Source organism: Nocardia sp. GP40 (assembly GCF_050434125.1).
Taxonomy (GTDB): Bacteria; Actinomycetota; Actinomycetes; order Mycobacteriales; family Mycobacteriaceae; genus Nocardia; species Nocardia albiluteola.
The window spans coordinates 1-21,410 of the sequence record NZ_JBNPVW010000026.1 but is presented as its reverse complement, the minus strand read 5'-3'; the positions used below and the strand labels follow the sequence as shown (position 1 = coordinate 21,410).

Genomic DNA, 21,410 nt, shown 5'->3' with positions numbered 1-21,410 from the left:
TGACAACACGGTCCCGCTCCCAGGCCCACGCCCCATTCCTCTCGATACCGGATGCACCATAACTGGCATCTGACGCAAACACCGCACTCGCCGACCACCCCTTGCCAGGCTGCAACTGCTACCGGTTGCCCCTACCACACAAACCCTGGAGAGCCGAGCACACACGCACACACACCTCCAATTCCACGCGGAGCGCAACAGCGAACAACGAGAAACGCAGTGCGAAATAGATCGAATCGCGACAAACCGACTCAAGATACTCGTCGGCATGTCGCGCTACCACTGGGCCATTCGGGCATCACCGAGGTTATAGTGCATCTATCGAATTTGAACAGAGGGTAGGCCAACAAAGAGGTAGGCCGATATCTTATGTTTCGAAAGCCGTACTGCACGCAGCAATCAGACGCGACCTGCACTTAAGGTTGTATTGTCGGTTTTTTCGGGAGCACCGTTCGGCGATCGAGTGCACTTCCCTATATCCGCGACTTGTGCACGGACGGGGCCGGTTCGGATGTCGTGTCGCGGGCTGGGGCAGTATTAGTGTTGCGTATCGTCATTTCTGTTGCGTGCCGTCGAAATGGTCGATCTGACCGGGTCTGTCACCCGCCCATTCCGGCCCGAACTTGGGCCATCCTGCGCCTTCTTGGCACCGAATCTTTCACCGAATCTGAAGCATGCTCGGTTCGGCCGATCGGGAATGCGATCGGGCCGCCGATTCCTCAGCAGCTTCAGGCCGACACCGCATGGTTGGGTAGGTCCAAGAGAGCCCGCGGCACAGCACGGCTGACCTGATGCGACCGCCCTGATCCGCACGTTGCGGCTCCAGGCGGTTTCGCGGATCGGGGTGGACACGCACACCCTGACCGCACCAATGACGCAATCGGAACGGTGGATGTGCGTTACTTGACGGGCCGAATTCAGTCCGAGAGTAAGGATGATGCGAATGTCCGACCGACCGCGTTGCCGCACCCTGCTCACCGCCGGCGCGCTGCTAGTGTCGTGTAATTGAAAGTTGTTTACGGACAGTGTGTTTCGGCATGATACTTCGGTGACGCTTTCTGATGAGGCGCGAGATGAGTTGCGGGCCAAGCTGTCTGCGGAGTCGTATGACGGATCTGTGGGGTGGCGGGCGCGGATGGTGTTGTGGCACGACGAGGGCTGTCCGGTCACCGAGATCGCCGAGCTGGCGGGTACGTCGCGGCCGACGGTGTACAAGTGGCTGAACCGGTACGCCGAGGCCGGTGTGGCCGGGCTCGAGGGCCGGAAATCGACCGGGAGACCGCGGTCGGTGCCGGGTGAGACTCGGGCGCGGATTCTGGCGTTGAGCCGGATGTCCCCACCGGCACACACCGGGCTGACGCACTGGTCGAGTGCTGAGATGGCGAAGTACCTGCGCCGCTGGGAGCGGATCTCGGTGTCGCACACAACTTCATCGCGGTGTTGTGGCGTGAACACGGCCTGCAGCCACATCGTCAGGGCACGTTCAAGCTCTCGACCGACCCGGAGTTCGCGACGAAGGTCCTGGATGTGGTCGGGTTGTATCTGGATCCGCCCGACGGGACGGTGGTGCTGTCGGTGGACGAGAAAACCCAGGTCCAGGCCCTGGACCGGACCCAGCCGCTGCTGCCGATGGACTTTTCGGCCACCGAGAAACGCACCCACGACTACGTTCGTCACGGCACCACGAACCTGTTCGCGGCGTTGAACACCGGCAACGGGCAGGTGATCGGGAAGTGTTTCCCGCGCCGGCGCACCGCCGAGTTCGTGAGATTCCTCGACCATGTGGCCGCCCGTTACCGCGACCGGGAGCTGCACGTGATCGTGGACAACCTGTCCACCCACTCCGGCGACGACATCGACACCTGGCTCGCCACGCATCCGCGGGTGCACCTGCACTACACGCCGACAGGAAGTTCGTGGATCAACCAGGTCGAAACCTGGTTCGGCATCATCACCCGCCAGGCCATCCGCCGCGGCACCTTCGGCTCGGTCCGCCAACTCATCGCCCACATCGACAACTACATCGAGCATTGGAACTCCGACGCTGCACCGTTCCGGTGGACCGCCACCGCCGACGAGATCATCGAAAAGGTCACCATCCTCGAGCGAGACTTCCGAAAACTGTTGGACAACAACAGAAATGCGAAGTAAACAACTATCAATTACGAGACACTAGTACTGGGCACCGGCCTACTCACCCCCGAGGCGCAGGCCGCCCCCAACTTACCGCTCGGGGGTGGCCCGGGCGAGTCGGCACCGGACGGGCATGTCGAACCGCACGATCGTTTCGAGCAGGCCCCAGAGAAGGCGGAACGGCTCGGTGGCGGAACCGTCAACAAGCTGCTCGACCTCGGGACAGAGTTCGGGACGAACCTCGGGACAGAAATGATCCAGCTCGGGAGGGACGCGATCAAGTGCGTGCTGAATATCGCCAGCCCTGAGATCCCCTGCGAGATGTGAACTTCGGCCGGGCCAGAGCAAACTGATCTGGCTGGGCTGACTTGCAGGCTACGACGACCTGATCGACCTCGCTGAGAATATGGCCAGACTTGCCCACCCGGCACGCCGCACCGGCCCTCGGTTGCCGACCAGCTTGGACCCTTCGGCGTCGACCTGGCCCACGAAACCCTGGACCGGCACACGGCTGTCCTTGCTGGCCACCTCGACCTGCAGTCCGACACACCACTGTGCGACTTGGCCGAGTCTTTCATCGCCGCCGAACTCGAACCGCGCACGCCGCCGCCGATCGCGACCACCGCGTCACGGCGGCGGCTGAGCGCATTCGCGGATGATCCGCCCGACGATGTCGGAGTTCTAGCCCTCCGCATCATCCCGCTGACCGCCGAACGACAAGCTGTCGCGTCCGCCGGATTCTGGACCGCTCGGTCAGCTCGATCATCGGGTACACCGGAGTGGTTGCGCTGGTGGTGATCTCAGCCACCGAACCGCACTGTTGTGGGACCGGTGAACCCAGTGCCGGTGATCGTGACGCTGTTACCCCCTGTCGAGGGCCGAGGTCGGAGATAGAGACGTGATGGTAGGCATGGCGCTGGTCTCCTTGCCACTGTGGTGGTGATGGTTCTTCTGCTGTGCCGGGTGGTTGCCCAACAATTTGGTGGCCCGCTGGTATCCATTAACGATCCGGGATCGGTTGCCGGGCAATATGTCTGCCCGTCCGTTTTCGTCCGTTTCGGATTCCTGCCGCGTCGAAGAAGCGGAGACCCCGCCCTGGAACTGGAACCTCATACGCTCCTGGGGTTTTCCCATCCACCAGATTCTTGTCGGGCCCGTCCCACTCGCTGAGTTGCTTGCCAACGCCCCTCGGATCTGGAGTACCGGTCCGGCAGCGAGGTTTCGTCAGTGAGGCGTCAGCGGGGAGAACCATCGGCCGCTCACGGGGAGGACCTAATGCTGCGTTCCTCAATGATCATTTATCTTGTTGTGGGTCTTGTCGGTTCGGGTGTCGTGGGGTGGGTTCTGCCGAAGGTGTCGGTCGCGCGTCCCGCACGGGATGCGTTGGAGGAGCGGAAGATTCGTAAGCTCGCTGGGGCTCGGCATGCTCCGGGTGATTGGATTCGCCGGGCGCGGATGATCACGGCGAGTTGGGACGGGAAGTCCACCGCGGTGATCGCAGATGAGCTGGGTTGTCATCCGCAGGCGGTGCCTGAACGCTTGCACCGGTTCAACACCCACGGTTTGGAGGGTCTGGGTGATCGTCCGGGGCCGGGGCGTAAACCTCCCTGACCGAGACCGAGCGCAGTCGTATCGTGGCCTTGGTCGCCACCACGCCACCGGGGCGGTTGACGCGGCGATCCGATGGCACTCTGGACGCCGAGCAGGACGGGGCACCGTCGGGCTGGACGCTGGATTCGCTGACCGAGACCCTGCGCGCCGAAGGCATTGTCGTGAGTCGTAGTCAGGTGCGCAGAGTACTTGTGGCAGAAGGGATCAGGTCGCGTCGTCCGCGGTCGTGGACGACGAGCAAGGACCCGTACTTCGTCCCAAAAGAACCCATATCGTCGGTCTCTACACGCAGCCACCGGCCGGGGCCACGGTAGTCTGCGCCGACGAGCTGGGCCCGGTCTCGCCCCGCACTTTCGGCCCCTTACCGGGGTGGTCGGTCGTCGCACCGCATCAAGGCGCCGCTGGAATATTCGCGAGGCCCGGACAAGATTTTTATCATCTTTGAGGAACGCAGCACTAGCCCACGATCGGCACGCAGGTCGTCCAAGTCGAGAATCCGCTCGGCCTCGATGACCGCGAGCCGCAGACAGGCCAGCGCATCGGGACCGCGGGCGCGCTAGATGGAATCGAGGTCGAACGGATATTCGGCGCAGCCCAGCCCGTAAGCGATGATCCGCACCGGACGACTCGCCGCGACGGCCGTTCCCACTACAAACGGCGGCCGGCCGCGTGCGACACTCAACCACCATGGCTCCCTACTCGGGCAGATTGCTTCGGCGGGCTTGCGCCCTTAGTGTTGGCGTCTTTCTCATCCTTACGATGACGGTATATTCCTCGCCCGCCCCGGCATCGGCAGCCAACTGCACCACGGAGCCGACCCATGGCACCGTGACCCGATTTGTTGGGAACCGGATGTACGCCCTCAATGTACCGCCGGGTCTGAAAGGTCCGGCTCCGCTGATGATCAGTTTGCACGGTACGGGAGACACGGCGGCAGGCATGGAGGCGGAGACGGGTTGGAGCAGCTACGCCGCGGCTCACCACTTCATAGTCGCCTATCCACAGGGCATCGCCCTTGACCAAACCTGGCACTTCGAGCGGGGGTCCATCGATGTGGCGTTCTTGACCGGTCTGGTCCGCAACGTCGAATCGACCTGGTGTATCGACGCACGGCGGGTCTACGCCGAGGGCTGGTCGAACGGCGGCATCATGGCGCAGCGACTGGCATGCGACGCTGCCGACGTGTTCACCGCCGTCGCGGGCTGGGAAAGCAGCGACGCGATCGACCCGAACCCCGCGACGTTCAGCCTCGGGACACCGTGTCTACCCGGACGCCCGATTTCGGTCGGGATATTCCAGGGCCGGCTCGACCCGATCTCGAGCCCTATAGTCGGTGCGATCAACACCCAAAGCTGGATCAGCCGGGACAACTGCCCGAGGAAGGCGGTGACGTCCACGTCCACCATGTCCACCGATCTGTTTGGCGCCTTCACAACGCCCGGGCCCTGTGCGGATGCAACCGGGTTGGTGTGGCGTTTGGAATTCAATACTGCGCATGAGTGGCCGACCGGCCCCATCGGTGAGGACTTACGCGGTCGAATCTGGAGCTTCCTGTCCAGCTATTCGCTGCCGTAGGTCAGTTAGCTGGTCAGTTGGCTGATGTCACGAGTACTGAGCTGAGTGGATCGAACGCCCTCCCAATGATCGCAGACCGCGCAGGGCCTGGTGAGAGATTCACCCGGCCGCGCAGCGGCTGCTGATCACTGCGGACTGCGGCGGATCCAACAGCTACCGCTATCGCTTGTGGAAGGCCGAACTCGCCGCGTTCGCCGCCGAGACCGGCGTGAGGGTGACCTTGAGTTTCGCAGTTTTCGGCGAACAGGTGTTCGATGCTCATCGCACCGGAGTTCTTAGCCGATGCGGGGATAGTCGTAGGGATCGACCGACCAGCGTGGCGGCCGGACCTGGGGTGAGTCCGAGGAACTCGCGCTCGGTCTCGCAATCCGCGCAGATGGGTAGATGTCGACTGCTGTGCTGGAACGAAGTCTCGATCCTCGTCCGGTTGCGCGAATCTCGGCCGGAAGCGGTTCCTATCCGCTTGCGCTGCCGACCAGGCTGCCGATGGGCAGCGGGCACAACGTCCCGCTGGAGGCCCCGCACCCGTTCGCCCAGTCGATCATGGACGCCGACCACCTCTGACCCGCCCGAGACCGCCGGGCCCAGCTGGGCGAGCGCGCTGAGGGCGAGAGCGATCCCGATACCGCCGAGCCACCGTGCGGTGGTGTCGGAGCCTGGCGCTGCCGCGACGGAATTCTGATCGGAATCCTTCGGCGCCAATTGCAGTGTGGGAACCGGGCGTTCGGGTTCGGTGCCGTCCAGATTGGGGCCCGCCACAATCCGAAAAACCGCGCAAATAGCCTCGACGGCACGCTCGAACCGTTCACGTCGAGCTGTTACTCGAACCTATAGGCATTCAAGGACACCGGCTCGAAAGCCTGAAATGCGGGCACGAAATTGGGTTTCTCTGCCGACCACATCGAGGCGATGGCGTCGACGTCTACTACCCGCACGCAGCCTCGACCCGGTCGGCCGGCAGTCGAGGCCGAGCCTTCGTTCCATCGGGTGTTATTGCTTCGCGGTGTGCACCGTTTTCGCCGACACACCTTATTGTCCGGCGACCACCGTGCCCTGCTAAAGTCTCGTCGCACAGCTTCATGACAGTACCCCCAGTCAGTTTTCGTCCGAACTAAAAGGATGTGGGCTTGTGAGAGGGTTTCTGACAGTTATGGCAGCCATTGTCGTCGGTTTCGCGTTCTTGGGCGAACAGCCCGCTCGAGCGGACGTCGGCCCGCTGCCGTTGTTACCGGGGAATCCTCCCTCTCCGCTGCAGACCTGGATCGACAACAACATCAAACCGCCGCAACTTACTGCCGGCCCCGAACAATCGCCCGCCGAGCAGCAGACGGCATTGTGGCGTGGATTATTGTCCTCACCCACCGGGGATCCGACCTTCGACGACTGGCCCGCGAATCTCGCAACCCTGAAGCCGGGGCAGATCATCGAACAACGGGACGTGACGGCGACGACCGTGCAGCATTTGGAGGTGCCGATCCAGCGTGCGGTGTTACTGAAATTCCGCTCCACCTCGGCGACCGGCACACCCTCCTTCGGCACCGCGACACTGATCACCCCGGCGGCCTCCTGGAACGGTCCGGGACCCCGCCCGGTGGAGGTGAACGCGATGCCGATCAACGCTCTCGGAGCGCACTGCACCCCCGGCTACCAGTTGTCGCACAACATCCTCGACCGCACCAACACCGACCTCGTCTGGTTCATGCCAGCCCTCAACGCATCCCTGAATGAGGGCCACGCGGTACTCCTGCCCGACCACGAGGGCCCGCTCATGGCATACGCCGAGCCGAACGTGGCCGGGCACATGATGCTCGATTCCATGCGCGCCGTGCGCAACGCCATGCCCGAACTCGCAAACAGCCGCTACGCGGTTAACGGATACTCCGGCGGCGCGATCGCCGCCTACGCGACGGCCATGCTGCAGAGGGAGTACGCGCCGGAACTGTCGGAGGTTCTGACGGGAGTGGCCTCGGGTGGACTGGTCTCCGATTACCGCGATATCGCCCACCGTTTCAACGGCTGGATCGCTTCGGGCATTCTGCTGTCGGTGTCGACGGCGATAGCGCGCGAACATCCCGAGATGCTTCAATACATGAATCATCTCGCGCAGTGGATCGCGACGTCGCCGACGCGCGATCTGTGTGGCGATGCCGATGGCCCGCTCGGCGTGGTCGGCATCCCGATGGACGCGGCGACGAACATCAGCAACTCGCTCGACAGTCCGGTGGCCGAAAAGTTGTACCGCGAAATGGATTTGACCAATCGGACGTCGGGTGTGCCGTTGTACCTCTACCACGGCGCCTGGGATCCCTGGATTCCGCTCGAGGACGTTCAACGTTTGTACGGCGAACAATGTGGCCGTGGCGTCACGGCCGTGCTCCGCATCGTGCCCGGAGAGCACCTGACCAGTTACGTCACCAGTTATCGCGGACTCGACGACTGGATCAACGCGCGATTACGTGGCGAACCCGCGCCGAACGAATGCGCCGCCGCGCCACATTGAGGCCTCTATGAAAAAGCGACACCGCAGTGTTGTGGGTCCTGCCCGTCCGGAACACGTGTGACCTCGCTTGGTAATCCCGTCGGCCGCGTGTGGTGGACGGGATTACCGTTCGCGGTCCAACCGGACGACGAGCGATGAGAACGCAACGACGCAATACGTGCCGATGCCCAGTCAGGGAACTCGAACCTGACTTAGGACACTTCCGGCCAGATTTTCTGCTTGCAGGGCTGTGACCTGCATCGTTGGCTGGTTGTGCGAGCGGATCGGGGCACTAACGGTAGGGTCGGTGGGTGTTCGTGCGGCGAGTGCGGACCGCGTCCGGCGCGGTAGCGGTGCAGGTGGTCGCGAAGGTCCGCGGCCGTGTCGAGGTCGTCGAGCATGTCAGCTCGGCGCGCACCGACGCCGAGCTGGGTGTGTTGATCGAGTACGCGCGTGGCGTCGTCGCCGCTGGTCAGCAGCAGCTGGAGCTGGGTGTGGAGGCCGTGGTCCCGGTCGAGCGGATGGACGATGTCGCCGATTGGCGTAGCGGGCGGCTGCCGGTCACGGCGGAACCCGCGGCTGTGCAGGTGGCGGTGACCGGCCGAACGGTCGCGACAGGTTCGCATCTGCTCTACCAGGCGTTGGGGTCGGTGTTCGATCGGCTCGGATTCGGTGTCGTGACCGACCGGGTGTTCCGGGATCTGGTGATCGCGCGGATCGTGCGTTCAGGCCGTGACCGGGCTGGCGATCGGAAACATCGTGAAGCAACTTCGGCCGCTCCGCAGCGCCACGATCACCATCAACGGCGTCACCCAGACATTCCCGCCCGAGATCCCGGCCACTCAAGCGGCGATCCTCGACCTGATCCACCGGGCCGAACCGGGACACTCAAGCAAAGTTCCTAACTCAGGAGATTCCTCGGCCAGCGGTCCGAACCGAGCGATCGACGGCATGGGTAGATGCGACTGCTGTGCTGGAACGAAGTCTCGATCCTTGTCCGGAGGGGATAATGATCAACGAAGGTGCTTGAACCGCGCCTGAATGAAGGTAGACATCATATTGCGCAGCAGATCCCGGGCTCGCAGCAGCGAGTTGCTCGGACAGCATCTTGGACGGGTCGATAGGCTGGACAGCGGTTATCGCGTGGAATCTTTCTTCTTCGTTGAACTTGGCGGTTCTTTGAAGATTCACGCGATGACCACCCTCTACCCGGCTACGACACGCTCAGACATTGCTGGCGTCCGGTCGTACACCATCCTGCTGTACTCAACCGTTGACCGGTCCGAAGCCCTACCCGCCGATGAATATTTCTCCTCCAGCTGACCGAGCGGGAAAGATGCGCCGCCGAGCCAGCGTGCGATGTCCTCAGCCTGTGAGTAGTAGCGATGCAGCGGATGCGAGGTCACGATGCTGCCTTGGTGCAGGTGATGGCACATCCGTATGGTCGCGGGCAACTTGGAAGTGAGGTAATAGGCCAGCACATCGAGGTCGTTATAGAGTCGTTCGCGATGCTCGGTGCTGTCGTCATCTTGCGTCAGCGCCCGATTCGCCGACAACGCAATTACGTGCAGAGCGCGAGATGCGACGTGGAGCTCGGCAATCGTCCGGGATGCCGATGTGAATCTTGCGAGCGCGGCCGAGTAATACTGAATCCGCACGTGTTCTGTTTCCAGTGCCAGTAAGCCTTTCAGCAATCCATCAGCCACAGAACCGATCGACACCAGTGCATACCGGTGTAGCTCCGGGATGCCACCCAACAACAGTTGTTCTGCGGGAATCTCCACGTCATTGAAGTGCAGCGAAAATTCCGGCACTCCGGTCAAGGATAAGCTCTGGGCACGCTCGAGACCCGGTACCTCCCCATCCACTACGGCAATTCCCAAATCTGTCGGGACCAGGATCCACCGAGCCCGGTCCGCGTACGGCACGCCGACCTTGCGACCTCGGATCCGTACTGTATAGCCGTCGATGGCTGCGGTCGTCTCCGGCTTTATTGCGAACGGCGCACCGGGTTCATTGAGCGCCGCAGTGAGCACTGCGCCCCCAGCGACAGCGGGAAACACCTTCTCTGCCAGGGATTCCGGTACCAAGTGCAATAACGGGAGCACCCCGAAGCCCAATGTTGTCAATGCGGGCACTTGGACAGCGTCAGTGGCCAGCTCGGTCAATATGGTGGAAACATCGAGCAGCCCCCGACCTTCTCCGCCATAGCGTTGCGGGAGCGCTATCGACAGCAGACCGCTGTCCACAAGCTTTGGCCACAGTGCGATATCGCGTGCGCTATTATGTTCCAGAAATCGCACGACAAACTCAGCAACAGCATCTTGACTCTCATACCTGGTGCAGACCACTGTAATGCTCCCCGATCAGTTGCGGATTAGGCTGTACGATTCGCGCGGTTGGTCCGAAATCCACCCTGCGGCAATGTGCAACAGGTCTTCGCCGAGACCAACGATGTTCGAAAACAGCACATGGCCAGTAATTCCTGCGACACAGTACACCTCTGGTCATGGCAGTTCCAACAGGGCCGGCAATGAGTCCGCGGACTTCCGTCGGAGGCGAGTCATTACCAGTTGCCGATGCTACGCTCTGCAACTGATTTCGAAACCAACCAGCATCCTGATAATCACATGATTTGGACAGCAATCAACTATCAAAATTCTCGCTCAATTGAACGCGCGTCAACACTCGCTCGTTCTTTGCCCGTCGAAGTTCATGCACCAGACATCGGTGCCCACAAAGGTCCAGTCTCGTCAGAAGCCCCTACTGTGGTCGGGAATCGGGTGTGGCCCGTTCCCAGAGAATGGGACCGCTCGGTATTAGACTCCTGTTGGCCCTGGTGAGGGCTGAAAGGGACACTGTGGGACATGGCAGGACGTAAGCGACATTCCGCGGAGGACATTATGCGGAAGCTGCGCCGTGCCGACGAGCTCGCTGCTGCCGGGCAGACGGGTGAGCAGATCGCTGCGGAGCTGGGGGTGTCGGCAGCGACGTTGTACAACCGGCGCCGCCAGTACGGGGGTGTGGATACCGACGCGGCGAAAGAGTTGAAGGAGCTGCGGGAGCTGACAGGTATCACCAGGATCCTCATCCCGGAAACCGCTTGAGACACAAGCGAATAGGGATCGTGTCAGGTTGTCGATTCGATCTGCATATGCTCCAATTGGGCCGTGCCGTCGGAGCTCTCACCAACACCGACCACTGCGACAAACTCGCGATCACCGGCACGTCGATGTAGGAGACTCCAGGAGTTGGCGAGATACCAGCTCGCCCCGGCGGTACCACGCAAGCCTAAGCCGGCGCAGAATATCCAGTATCTGCCGGGGTGAAGATCCGGACTAGGCCGCACACGCGCGATGAGGCCGATGTTGCGATCTCCGCTCGATTCATACCGGCTGCCGTCCGTCAACTCCAACTGCTCGAAATGGGAACCGGCCCTAGAGCCACTCCCATTGAGAGTGAACAGCGGACGCTCGACGGTTTCGAGGTACCTGCGTGTGCAGTCGTTGCACGTCAGTCCGAAGCTGATGTAGGGGCGGTCGCTATCCGCAATCATGTCCCGGTCGCTCCGGATCTCAATCAATATACTGGCATGTCGCTGGAGAACAGAAAACACGTACAGTAGTCCGCGAACTTCGTTCTGCGGCAAGGCAACCAACACATCTGCGCGATGGTCAGCCGCAAACGCTCGAATCTTCCTCTCGAATGCGAATCGATAGGGAGCCTCAGCCGCTAGGCATGCTCGCACAGGCCGCAGCGGTAGTTCGAAGGTCGGGTAAACGAGAGTAATCCCGCTTGTGATCGTCTCAGCCCCGAGGAATTCCTCAATTTCGATGTCTGTTCCGGAAAGGCCCAACTCGTGCGCTCGAGCGGCGATTGGTGCAGACTCCGCCATCTGAAATAACCTCTCAATCGTCCAGCCGGGGAACATTTTGGCCAACACCTGGCAATGGTAGTCGCGGGGGAGCCCGACCATCCTGCCCGAAAGCCACCAATAGAACTGTGTCTTCGCTGGCCCATACCCTGGAAGGATGGGAGGATCGAGCTGCGCGGCGCACCGATCGTAGGCCGAGAGAAAATCCGAATGACTCTTAATATGCTGCTCCGCCAGCAGCATCTTCAGGAAAGTAGCCAATCAAACCCCCTACTTCCTGCAACCACGCCCAGATGACGGCGACTCGATCGACAGCCGCAGCCCAGCTGAACCATCAACGATGCCCGGAGACAGCCTGGACGCAGTACCACTTTTGGCGATCGGCGCGCCAGTCCGGAGAGGCTGGACCGTAGCGCCGCACGCACCGGCCTCTTGGCGGGCCTAGTGTTGTTCAAGGCAGGTACGCCAACACAACACCCTGTTGCCGATTCCCTCCGAAGCGGTAACCGTGACCTGCACGGAACCAGCCGTGCAGGCACAGCCGATCGCCATGAACTTCCTATCCGAGCTGACGGTCGGGTGGTCACGGTAGCCCCGAGCAGACGATCGAAGGACCAGCGGACCCGACACATCGTTCGCACTCCCTTCATGGGAGCCGAGGTCAGGAAGAGACGTGATGGTAGGCATGGCACTACCTCCTTTGCCAAGACGGTGCTTCCCCTGCTGCACCGGGTGGTTGCCCGAATCGATTGATGGCCCGCTCTTTCCATTAAGCCCTCTACTTCGTTGCAGAGCAAACATCGCCGGTCCGCTTTCGTCCGTGGTCCCAGTTTCCGCCGAGAGGCCATGACCAGCTGTGCCAGACTGGCCGTGAAAGGTGGATCGGGTCACCGAGTTCGGCCGCCATGCACCCGTCGGTTGAGTCGGCCCGCAGCGCGGCGCCGGTGTTGCCATCGGTCCGTTTCTGCGGGCCGCTCGCCGAACCCAGCGTGCATGTCTCCCTGCGCCGGGCTCTCTACGGTGTCTGCTGTCAGGCTTGGTTGGCCGTGGCCGAGGGTGTGGGGATCGTGTTGCCGCGATCCCGCTATCGAGTGACCGGCACCGCAGCGAGATTGAACAGTTCGATCCCGTCCGCCGACGGTTTCTGCCATTTGAGGCACCCCTGATTGTGGACACCGAGTTGACAGGATGAGCAGTCCTATTCGGTATCGAGCGGGTCCGCGGTTGGCTCGCCGGCCGAAGAGGCTGACCGATGCTGAGCAGGTCTGCCTGGCGATTGCCCGAGTCATGCGGGGTCTACATCCCAGAGCCATCGGCTGCGCTTCTGCCGCAGCCGACTCAGCGCGATGTTCAGTACCTGCCCATATCCCCTCGGACGCAACGAAGATCAACGCAACCGGCTTTCCTGGACGCGGCACTAACCAGCACGCCGACACCGATGTCATCGTGCCAACTACAACGGCGAACCTTCTTCGTACTATGCTGCAAATTTGCGGCAAGCTGTGCAAAACTTGTGCGCGGGTGCCAATCTAGAGCAGACTAGTCTGACTCGGTGCCGGTCGTCCGGGCACCTTCGGGGCGATTTCCGTCCGCGCGTCACCTGAAAGGGCAGTGTCCATCAGCTGGTCAGGATTGTTCGAGATCTCAAGGGAGAGAACGGAATGGAATCTGAGTGCGAAGATTCGAGGGGTCGGCAATGACAATTTCGACTGCGTATGAGGCACGCATGGATGCCCTCGAAAGGTTACCTCGCGCAATCGCTTACATCGACCGCATGCTCGCGGGACCGCTGGACAACGAGGAGGATATCCGTAAGCAGGCGGTGCAGCTCGGATACAACTTGATACGAGTTATGGTGTGTTCCACGTCAGATGTCGACGATCCGCTGGCGCGGTTGCTTGACAGGGCCCGCGCCTACAAGGCCTCTGCGGTCGTAGTCTCTAACCTCGATCACGTAGCGGGCGACTCAGCGCGGATCTGCGAAGTATGCGATCTCGAGACCTTAAATCCGCGAGCGAGATATGTGTATGTGCATACTTCCGTCGGCGATTCCTCGCGGGTGAAAACGGCTATGAGCGCGAGAATGGAGGAAACGATTCTGAAGACGTTTATGCGGCGTTCGTGAGCGCAGATGACTGGTCGACAGTCGGTAGCCAGTGATGCCTGACTCCGGCTCGATGTCGTACTCGAGCGCAGTGATCGAATGCTCGGCGAGCCCGGTCACGCCCGACATCGCGACCGAGTGGGTGCGCGCGGCGGTCCGGCACGCCACCACATATCGCGGCCTGGCCGAGGTGCTGGTGCACAGCCTGTTCGACGATGGCAGCGAACTGCACGCATCCTCCCTGCGGATGAACAGCATCGGCGAGGAACTCGTCAAACGCGCCGGCCGGGCCGCGGCGCTCGGTCCCGATGCCACCGCCGCCGATCTGTTCATGCTGTATCAACGCGGCGGCCTGGACACGTGAGCACGTCGGTCCCGTCCACGCGGGTCGCTTGAACACCTTGACGCTCAGCGGGTTACGCCCATCGACCGACCTTGCAGAGGCATGATGTGGTCGAGGAGTTGACGAACGCACTGAACATCACCCCCAGCGCCGTCGCGACAGCACCCGCGGGCCCCGCAGAGTCCGAGTACAAGCCAAACGATCAATGCGCCAGGCTAATGCAGAAGGCTCTCGCATTAGACGACGACAAAAATGTCAGATCAACAATGGACGCTGTGGTGCGCAGCAGAGCTGCGCACCACAGCCCTCGGAATCAATCATCCAGTCGAGCTCGAAGACGCAATTGCAGTAACGGTTTCGCTCCGAGTCGACTGCCGGCACGATCGTGACGACGGCACGGGTTCCTGCGCTATGACCGTATCGCGCGACCGCGCACGAACTCGCCGACTGACAGAGAGCAGCGGCGCCCAACCGGCCCACGAGGCCCCTTGCACTCTGAATGCGAACTATTCAGCAGTTCAAGTAAGCTCAAATGGCGATGCCGGATGCGCCCGTGAGACCACCGGCGACCAACGTCGGGTTCCCCCCGCCGATCGGCGCGGAGACCACCCTCAAATTTCCGCTGTCGGTGATGTAAAGCCTTCTACCAGAAACCTTGACGTCGGTAGGACCGGACAGGCCGCTCGCGGCCAAGCGGCTCTCCTGGCCTCCGTCTGGTGGGACCAAGGGAGTTACCGCACCACCGGTTGTCGGCACCGACACCACCCGATTGGCCGCGAATTCCGCGATGTAGAGGGTGCTTTCGACGCGCGCAATTCCCATGGGTTGACTCAGGCCGGACACCACCGGGGTCGCCGTGCCGCCGGCGGCCGGAATCGAATACACCGTATCTATGCCGTCGCTGACATAGATAAGGCCAACGGCGGGAGCGTTGTAGGTGTAGGGCATCGGGTTGCTCGTGCCGTCCAACAGTGCGGTGACTGTGACGTTCACCGTGCCGGTCCCCGGCGGGGCTATGGCCGTGATCTGAGTATTGGAGTCGATGGTGAATGTCGTTGCCGTCGTGCCGAAAGCCACCGTCAGTGGGCCGACATTGGCGAACCCCGAGCCGGCGATCACCACGGAGTTGAACCCGGCTTCAGGGCCGGACGAGGGTGTCAGTGACACAATTTGAGGTGCCATGGTATGTGTTCCTAACGCTTGCGAGTTCAGAGATGGTTGCGCGACAGCGGATGTCGATCTTGTTGTGAATCCGCCATATTCAGTAACTCTCGAGCGGAAGTGTTTCGGCAATCATTCCACAGTTCGTTTTCGTACGGTTTCAAGTCACGAGCAGGGGCACACGCACAGTCCATAGAACCCGCGTCCAGCGCCACCACGATCTGCAAATGCGGAGCTGCAATGCCGGCGGGTACCCCATCAGTGGATCCGATGCGCCGCCTCACGGCGTAGTGGCCAAGTTTCGCCGTCAGCGGCAATGGTTTTCGTCCGCTGTCCCGTTCGGCCCCGACGTACCGGTCCACGGCACGCCTCCGTCCCCGCAAGACCCGACGCAATGGGACACACACCACGCGCCGGTCGTGGAACACCACCCGAACCGCATCTCGCGTGCCCGGCGGCGCTCAACTGACAAGCGCCCCTGATCGTGTTCCACCTCGCGAGAACGTCGGACCGGAATCCAGCTCAGAGGAAACAGGCATGGAAGACAATGGACCTGCGCACCAGGGTGCTCGCCAGCCAACGGGATTTCTGTTGTCTCACACTCCCGCCGCGGCAGAGTCTCCAGCCGATCGGCCACACCTGCTCACTGCTGCTACCGGGTCGAGGCTTACTGGCAGGAGTATTCCGTCAGCTACTCGTTCGTTTCCTTGTTTCCAAGACGCTCGGGGCGGAGACGGATCACCCCCGATGCGGCCGATTCCATGCTGAGCGCGCTGGCTTTATGCCTATGCTCACGCAATGATCGATACAGGCTCGCGCCGGTACGGCGCTGCCTCGCACGGTGTTCGGTCCACGACAAGCCGGCGCAGGCCGATGATCCAAACATCCGGCCCAAGCATGGGGGCATGAAAACTACCCGGGCAGTGAGCGTCTGGCGCACCGGTCCGCTCACGAGTTCCAACACCAGATGCGAGAGCCTCGCTACCGAACTGGAGTCCTACTGCATCAAGTTGCAGAGCGAGAACGGAATTCAGCCATCTCTCACCATTGCCGCTGCGGAGTACCTGCCGATCGGCTGCGCCTGCCGATCGGCGACATCCATCGTGAACTCACTGTACGGCAGGCCGGATCGACCGATCGACCAGCAGCGCTACTCAGTGATCGCAGCCGAAAAGTGCTGCGTCAGAGCGAATTATCTGGTTTTCGTACCTTCCAGGTGCAAAATTGTTGTCGCGCAAGAAGAATGCTTCAGTGGGTCGAGGGGACAATCACCAGCCTGACAGCGGATCCGCTCCATCGGAGATGAAAGGCTCGAGCGCTGCGACAGAGGAAGTGCGTCGCCAGGCGCACCACCACACGGGACGCGAGCGTCGCCGGGCCGAGCAACAAGGGATTGTGCGGCGGGACGAGGTTTTTCGGTGCGTGTTCGACAATGCGGCGATGGCGATGGCGATTGCCGACACCGACCCATCGATTCGAGGGCGCGGATCGGACCTGCTGATCGGTGCCGTCATCGACTCGAAAGGGCCTGCGGGGGGAGAGATCCCGATCATGTCGATCACGCGCCCGAGTAACTCGGTCGAGGGCGATCGCTTCGCAGTGCACTCCCGGACAAGGCGAAATGCGCCACTGCTTCTCGTTCACATGGCCGGTGCATTCCGTGGCAGGCGTGCCGTTCAGAGCCGAGCCCCCGGTTTGCGGTCGAGGCGGCCCAGGGCGCGACACTCCTGAAAACTCAGGAACTGTCGAACCCGACCTGGTGCCGAGGGAGGCGGTGTTCGCTGTCGGGGCTGCCGTTCAGAACTTGAGATTGCCAGCGGCTAAACCCCAGAACACGGTCCGGTCGATCGATCGGAAGTCCCAGCCCTCGCTGATGAGGTGTGAGGCGGCGACGTCGAAGTCCGCCCGAGTGGCGGTGCCCTTGGCCTCCAGCTCGGCGATCACGTATGCAGTCGCGGTTTCCACGGTGTCCAACATGCTGGTCTCCACTCGCTTGAAGGAAGCGGTCGATCACGGCCTCTACAACTTTAAGGAGCAATCAACGGTCATGGAGCTAAAATCCACTCTCCGCCAACCGATTACGGCATATCTTCCCGATTTGGGGCGAAAATTCCAGTCCGAACCCCCAACTCGGTTCACTGGCGCTGCGAGGCGGCTGTCGCATCTCGTGCGGTTATCACCACCCGCGACTGAAGCATTGGCCCGCAAGGCCATTGGAGTCGCAGAGCGCCACCGTCATCCTCTGCCAGCGAATCCTCTGACGGATGCCGCAGCTTGCGGCGAGGAATTTCGAGTGACGAACCGGATCGTGGTGAAGTCGCTGAGAAGCTGTGAGCCCGGGTGACTTCGCTGTGGGATCGTGCTCGATGTCGCAGCCGTTGAGGATTGCCGGTATGAGGTTGTTGAAGGAGTGCGTTGTGCGTGTGTATGCCCTCGGTGCCGATGTCCCAGCGCTGGTTGATGATCCGGGTATGCTGGGCCCGTCGGTCATGGAGGAGTATCGGGGTGTCCAGTCAGATCGCCGTAGCCGGGCGCCGAACCTTCGCCCTAGTCGCAATCGTCCTCGGCATCGGGACTGCCGTCAGCGGATTGGTGTACTGGGGTGTGACACTCAACCCTGGCGAATCCCGTTACGGGAGTTTCGATTTGCCTGGTGAGACCCTGGTCGACCTGCCCGCCGGGCGGGTCGATCTGAGCTTCACCATGGATCTGTCCAATCAGACCGTGGCCATCCCGATCCTGCACCTGGCCATCACCCCGGTCGACGGCGGGCCGGTCCCGAGGGTGGACGGGCGTATGGGAGCCGCGTTGAGCGACAACGGCGTCACCCATATCCGGGTCGGCAGCGCCGTCATCGACCGCCCCGGCCGATACACGGTCTCCGCGACCGGCGGAGTGTCCGCATCCCCCAACCCGCAATTGCACTGCACATCGGCCAAACGCACAAACCCGTTCCCTGTGGTGCTGACGACGCTGGCCATCGGTCTGACCCTGCTCGACACCGGCATCGTGGTGCTGGTCCGGCTCGAAGCGCGCAAACCCGGCTGACAGGCCCACCGGGGCCGTCCATCTGACGGCTTTCAATGCCCACGCGGTCGGACCGAATTCCCAAGGCAAGAGTCCGTGAGAATCCCGTCTGCCGGGGACGCGCATGTCCCTTTGACGAAAGGCAGGATCACCTGTCGTAGTACAGCGGACCTCGTCAACCAAATCTAGTTTAACGACCTATAGCGCAATGAGTTTCGTTGGTACGAATCAAGCGCCGTGCGAGGTACGCCGCGCCATCAACGCTCAGTGCTGCAGTCGGTGTCTGCCGCTGTCCCCCTCGCCCTCAGCCCGCGCCGGAGATGCCCCGGGCCCGGTCCAGGTTCCGGTGAAGCGGCGTAGTTCCTCGGTCGGATTCTCGACGCTGCCTCGCAGGCGAGCGCAGAACGCGTCCAACGAACCGTACCGGGCAACGATATCCCTCACCAGATGTGCCGCTGTCGCGTTCAGAGCTGCTGGCATCGCTTCCTTTCCCTTCATCGGTATCACTCGCTTGTGGGCCCCGCGTCGATCGGATAGCCCCGCCCGGCTTCGCAGCGGACCTGCCACAGGCGATGCGCGCGGGCGGGGCTCCACCACCGCGGCTATGTCGATCTCCACCCGATGTCGCAACGGCGGATGCCACCGTAACCATTCCGACCGCTCACGTAGCAATCTTTCGGCGAGTCCCCCAGCGCGCGCCTCGCATAACGGAAGAAACGCCGTGATTGTGGGTGGTGGCACCAGCGCCCAGCAGGTCGCGTTCGAGCACCGCGACCCGCACGCCGGGACCGGCCAGCCGCACCGCGACCATCAACCCGGTGACACCGCCACCGACTACAAGGACATCGTATTGTCCTGCCTTCATTGGTTATTCCCCTCGAGATGTCCGCCGAACAAAGTTTTCGGTGAGATGCGGATCAGAACGTTGCTGGGCTGCCGGGGCCGCCGCTGTTCAGCAGCTGCTCGTACCAGGGCACCGTGTAGCAGCGCGGGTCGGTCTCCTCGACACTGCCGCTCGCCAAGCCGGCGACGACGTCCCGGACGCCGTCCTGAATGGTCCGGGCCGGAACGAAATTCAGGATGCTCTCGATCTTCGAGAAGTCCATGCGGTGCGAGCGATCGTCCAGACCCGGGTAGTGGTCGAACCGATCCACATTCGTTTCCGCTCCGACGATCTCGGCGAGCTCGCGGGTGCGGAAGTTCATCGTGTTGCCGCCCAGATTGAATCGCTGACCGGTGACGATCTCGGCCGGTGCGCCGATCAGGCGAACGAACGCATCGGCGACATCGGCGATATGCACGAACGGCCGGCACTGCTGCCCGTCTCCCAGAACCGGGATCAACCCGCGGCGAACGGCCTGAATCACCATCTTATGAACCACCAGATCCAGCCGCATCCGCTGCGACATTCCGAACACAGTTGCCTGCCGGACAACCACCACCGTGAAGCCGTCGCCAGCGAAGTCCAGGACCGCGGCCTCGGCCTGCGCGTTCGCGGCCGCGTAGGTGGTACGCGGTTCAACCGCAGCCGACTCGGACAGCAAGCCCTCCTGCTGGCCGTACACACTCGACGACGACGGTAGAATGTACCGCGCCACACCAGTCTCCCGCGCCAGCTGGGCGCACCGAACCCGGGCATGAAGATTGATGTCCAGCGTCAGCTGCGGGTCGAGCTCGCCCGCCGGATCATTGGAAATCGCGGCCAGGTCGATAACACAATCCACACCATCCAAGTCGGATCTCGTCAGGGCGCGCACGTCTTTGCTGATCACCGTGAGATCGGCACTGTCCTGGGGCAGCTTGTCCCGCCCGAAGAAGAACCGATCCGCAACGACCACGCGAAAACCGTTGGCCAACAACGTTCTGGTCAACACCGAGCCGATATATCCGGCACCACCGGTCAGCATGATCTTCTTCGCCACGTTGTTCACCTCAGATGTGCGCTCTGCGGCCCGGCCGGGTTTTCCCCGTGTTCGGCGCCCAGCGCGCGATAGTGTCGTCGACGGCGGCCTGCGAGTGCGGCAGCCGCAACGGCGATTCAGGTTCGGGATCGAGCACGGTCATCTCTGCATCCGTCCTTCTTCATCGGTGTCAACGCGCCGGCACCGGGAATGCTGGCGGCCAAATGCGCTGACGGGGTGTAGTTTTGAGCATCAACCCGTTCGGGCCATCTGACGTCCACACCCGTCCACACTTCACCGGCTAGTCGAAGGATGAACGGTGCAGCCGAAGGGGACCAGGCCGAGGCCGCGCGGCTGCGGTACGCCCGCGAGGCCGCCAGATTGTCGCTGGAGGAGTTGGTTATCGAAGTGCCGGTGTCCGAGGGCGGGCTGTGGGCCGGTCGGGTGGTGGCTGCCGGTAGCGGTTGCGGATTTCGTGCCAGCAGGTGGCGGCCACGCATGCCCAGCCGGCGAGTGCGGCGAGCGAGGGAACGGTCACCAGCAGGCGAGCAGGGTGAGCATGGATCTCATAACTTCGGCGGGGGTGGAGCGACGGGGGTGAGGGCGCCGTCTATGACCTCGGTCCACCAGTGGTCCAGGGGGCTGGGGTCGGGCCAGTACGGGCTGGGATCCCGACGCTCTGGCCCCGACCCGCGCGCCGGTGAGCTGTTCGCGTTGCCTGCGCATCCTGGGCGCTACACCCGCGCCGGCGCAGCTGCTGCTGTTCGGCGAGGAGAAGGCCGCCGGGTAGAAGCGGCGATCAGCCGGGGAAATCCGCAGGGGCGGAGGAGAATCGACCGGCATGAGCGAGGTCGCCGAGGACGATGAGCGCGCGATCCTGGATCGGGTCGCGCAGCTACAGAGGTGCGAGACTGGTAAGGGCCCACTATCTGCGGTAACTCCTTAGCGTGACTTTTCTCGTCAATGTTCCCGGACCCCTCAACCACGGTGGAAAAGGGTGGGCGGACTGGCGGCTACCGACACCTGAAACACTCTGTCCGCGCGCCGAGGGCGCGCGGACAGGTTCGAAATCCTTTCGGTGTATCGAGGCTCAGACTGCTGTGATGGTGTTGGTGTCCAGGGTGATCGCTCCGTTGAGGGCCAGGATGTCCCCGTGGGCGGTGGTGCCGGCGCTCACCGTGGCCGAGGTGAAGATCAGGATG

At 62.4% G+C, this 21,410-nt stretch carries 18 protein-coding genes and 2 pseudogenes; 13 read left to right on the top strand and 7 right to left on the bottom strand.

Annotated features, from left to right (window positions below; translation table 11 throughout):
- Positions 1 to 1,027: 1,027 nt before the first annotated feature.
- The 9 genes and pseudogenes from ABH933_RS43365 to ABH933_RS43325 form a co-directional block, all read left to right on the top strand.
- A pseudogene (locus tag ABH933_RS43365) lies at positions 1,028 to 1,378 on the top strand (helix-turn-helix domain-containing protein); the annotation flags it as partial.
- A 59-nt stretch (positions 1,379 to 1,437) separates the two neighbouring features.
- A complete protein-coding gene (locus ABH933_RS43360; RefSeq protein WP_429428633.1) occupies positions 1,438 to 2,151 on the top strand; it encodes an IS630 family transposase in 714 nt (237 codons plus the stop codon).
- 543 nt (positions 2,152 to 2,694) lie between these two features.
- On the top strand, positions 2,695 to 2,931 hold the full coding sequence (locus ABH933_RS43355; protein WP_429455300.1) for a hypothetical protein: 237 nt from the start codon (positions 2,695 to 2,697) through the stop codon (positions 2,929 to 2,931).
- Between the two features lie 477 nt (positions 2,932 to 3,408).
- The gene (locus tag ABH933_RS43350; protein WP_429428631.1) at positions 3,409 to 3,744 is read left to right on the top strand and encodes a helix-turn-helix domain-containing protein; all 336 of its coding nucleotides are present in this window, start codon (positions 3,409 to 3,411) and stop codon (positions 3,742 to 3,744) included.
- A gap of 759 nt (positions 3,745 to 4,503) precedes the next feature.
- Positions 4,504 to 5,319 carry an alpha/beta hydrolase family esterase gene (locus tag ABH933_RS43345; RefSeq protein ID WP_429428629.1) on the top strand — a complete coding sequence of 272 codons (816 nt, stop codon included), beginning with the start codon at positions 4,504 to 4,506 and terminating at the stop codon, positions 5,317 to 5,319.
- Positions 5,320 to 5,419: 100 nt separating this feature from the next.
- Positions 5,420 to 5,536 (top strand): annotated as a pseudogene (locus ABH933_RS43340) (ISAzo13-like element transposase-related protein); the annotation flags it as partial.
- 167 nt (positions 5,537 to 5,703) lie between these two features.
- Positions 5,704 to 5,883: a hypothetical protein gene (locus tag ABH933_RS43335; protein ID WP_429428628.1), complete on the top strand. Its 180-nt coding sequence runs from the start codon at positions 5,704 to 5,706 to the stop codon at positions 5,881 to 5,883.
- A gap of 586 nt (positions 5,884 to 6,469) precedes the next feature.
- The gene (locus ABH933_RS43330) at positions 6,470 to 7,819 is read left to right on the top strand and encodes a lipase family protein (protein ID WP_429428626.1); all 1,350 of its coding nucleotides are present in this window, start codon (positions 6,470 to 6,472) and stop codon (positions 7,817 to 7,819) included.
- A 290-nt stretch (positions 7,820 to 8,109) separates the two neighbouring features.
- A complete protein-coding gene (locus tag ABH933_RS43325) occupies positions 8,110 to 8,703 on the top strand; it encodes a hypothetical protein (protein ID WP_429428624.1) in 594 nt (197 codons plus the stop codon).
- Positions 8,704 to 9,003: 300 nt separating this feature from the next.
- On the opposite strand, the gene ABH933_RS43320 is transcribed toward ABH933_RS43325, so the two are convergent.
- The gene (locus ABH933_RS43320) at positions 9,004 to 10,101 is read right to left on the bottom strand and encodes an acyl-CoA dehydrogenase family protein (RefSeq protein WP_429428622.1); all 1,098 of its coding nucleotides are present in this window, start codon (positions 10,099 to 10,101) and stop codon (positions 9,004 to 9,006) included.
- 564 nt (positions 10,102 to 10,665) lie between these two features.
- On the opposite strand from ABH933_RS43320, the gene ABH933_RS43315 reads away from it, so the two are divergent.
- Positions 10,666 to 10,905, top strand: a complete 240-nt coding sequence (locus ABH933_RS43315; RefSeq protein WP_429428620.1) for a transposase — start codon at positions 10,666 to 10,668, stop codon at positions 10,903 to 10,905.
- Positions 10,906 to 10,928: 23 nt separating this feature from the next.
- Here ABH933_RS43315 and ABH933_RS43310 read toward each other — a convergent pair whose 3' ends face one another.
- Complete coding sequence (locus ABH933_RS43310; RefSeq protein ID WP_429428618.1) at positions 10,929 to 11,915, bottom strand: hypothetical protein; 987 nt, start codon at positions 11,913 to 11,915, stop codon at positions 10,929 to 10,931.
- Positions 11,916 to 13,368: 1,453 nt separating this feature from the next.
- Here ABH933_RS43310 and ABH933_RS43305 point away from each other — a divergent pair.
- Both ABH933_RS43305 and ABH933_RS43300 read left to right on the top strand, forming a co-directional pair.
- A complete protein-coding gene (locus ABH933_RS43305; protein ID WP_429428617.1) occupies positions 13,369 to 13,797 on the top strand; it encodes a hypothetical protein in 429 nt (142 codons plus the stop codon).
- 52 nt (positions 13,798 to 13,849) lie between these two features.
- Positions 13,850 to 14,140 (top strand): hypothetical protein, encoded by a 291-nt coding sequence (locus tag ABH933_RS43300; protein WP_429428615.1) that lies wholly within the window; start codon positions 13,850 to 13,852, stop codon positions 14,138 to 14,140.
- Positions 14,141 to 14,647: 507 nt separating this feature from the next.
- Here ABH933_RS43300 and ABH933_RS43295 read toward each other — a convergent pair.
- Positions 14,648 to 15,301, bottom strand: coding sequence for an IPT/TIG domain-containing protein (locus ABH933_RS43295; RefSeq protein WP_429428646.1), 654 nt, complete (start codon positions 15,299 to 15,301; stop codon positions 14,648 to 14,650).
- 1,776 nt (positions 15,302 to 17,077) lie between these two features.
- A complete protein-coding gene (locus ABH933_RS43290) occupies positions 17,078 to 17,257 on the bottom strand; it encodes a hypothetical protein (protein WP_429428613.1) in 180 nt (59 codons plus the stop codon).
- Between the two features lie 528 nt (positions 17,258 to 17,785).
- Here ABH933_RS43290 and ABH933_RS43285 point away from each other — a divergent pair.
- Complete coding sequence (locus ABH933_RS43285; RefSeq protein ID WP_429428611.1) at positions 17,786 to 18,328, top strand: hypothetical protein; 543 nt, start codon at positions 17,786 to 17,788, stop codon at positions 18,326 to 18,328.
- Between the two features lie 640 nt (positions 18,329 to 18,968).
- Here the strand turns inward: ABH933_RS43285 and ABH933_RS43280 are convergent.
- From ABH933_RS43280 to ABH933_RS43270, 3 genes are read right to left on the bottom strand one after another with little or no spacing between them, the layout of a single operon-like run.
- Entirely contained in the window at positions 18,969 to 19,172 is a 204-nt protein-coding gene (locus ABH933_RS43280; protein WP_429428609.1) for an FAD-dependent oxidoreductase, read from the bottom strand.
- 52 nt (positions 19,173 to 19,224) lie between these two features.
- Positions 19,225 to 20,229: an NAD-dependent epimerase/dehydratase family protein gene (locus ABH933_RS43275; protein WP_429428607.1), complete on the bottom strand. Its 1,005-nt coding sequence runs from the start codon at positions 20,227 to 20,229 to the stop codon at positions 19,225 to 19,227.
- A 10-nt stretch (positions 20,230 to 20,239) separates the two neighbouring features.
- Positions 20,240 to 20,371: a hypothetical protein gene (locus tag ABH933_RS43270; protein ID WP_429428605.1), complete on the bottom strand. Its 132-nt coding sequence runs from the start codon at positions 20,369 to 20,371 to the stop codon at positions 20,240 to 20,242.
- Positions 20,372 to 21,410: the final 1,039 nt, after the last annotated feature.

Coding starts and splice junctions, on each gene's coding strand:
- ABH933_RS43300 (WP_429428615.1), top strand. CDS start 13,850: ATGTCGTACTCGAGCGCAGTGATCGAATGCTCGGCGAGCCCGGTCACG.
- ABH933_RS43350 (WP_429428631.1), top strand. CDS start 3,409: ATGCTGCGTTCCTCAATGATCATTTATCTTGTTGTGGGTCTTGTCGGT.
- ABH933_RS43270 (WP_429428605.1), bottom strand. CDS start 20,371: ATGACCGTGCTCGATCCCGAACCTGAATCGCCGTTGCGGCTGCCGCAC.
- ABH933_RS43280 (WP_429428609.1), bottom strand. CDS start 19,172: ATGAAGGCAGGACAATACGATGTCCTTGTAGTCGGTGGCGGTGTCACC.
- ABH933_RS43330 (WP_429428626.1), top strand. CDS start 6,470: ATGGCAGCCATTGTCGTCGGTTTCGCGTTCTTGGGCGAACAGCCCGCT.
- ABH933_RS43315 (WP_429428620.1), top strand. CDS start 10,666: ATGGCAGGACGTAAGCGACATTCCGCGGAGGACATTATGCGGAAGCTG.
- ABH933_RS43345 (WP_429428629.1), top strand. CDS start 4,504: ATGACGGTATATTCCTCGCCCGCCCCGGCATCGGCAGCCAACTGCACC.
- ABH933_RS43335 (WP_429428628.1), top strand. CDS start 5,704: ATGTCGACTGCTGTGCTGGAACGAAGTCTCGATCCTCGTCCGGTTGCG.
- ABH933_RS43305 (WP_429428617.1), top strand. CDS start 13,369: ATGACAATTTCGACTGCGTATGAGGCACGCATGGATGCCCTCGAAAGG.
- ABH933_RS43295 (WP_429428646.1), bottom strand. CDS start 15,301: ATGGCACCTCAAATTGTGTCACTGACACCCTCGTCCGGCCCTGAAGCC.
- ABH933_RS43310 (WP_429428618.1), bottom strand. CDS start 11,915: ATGCTGCTGGCGGAGCAGCATATTAAGAGTCATTCGGATTTTCTCTCG.
- ABH933_RS43290 (WP_429428613.1), bottom strand. CDS start 17,257: ATGTTGGACACCGTGGAAACCGCGACTGCATACGTGATCGCCGAGCTG.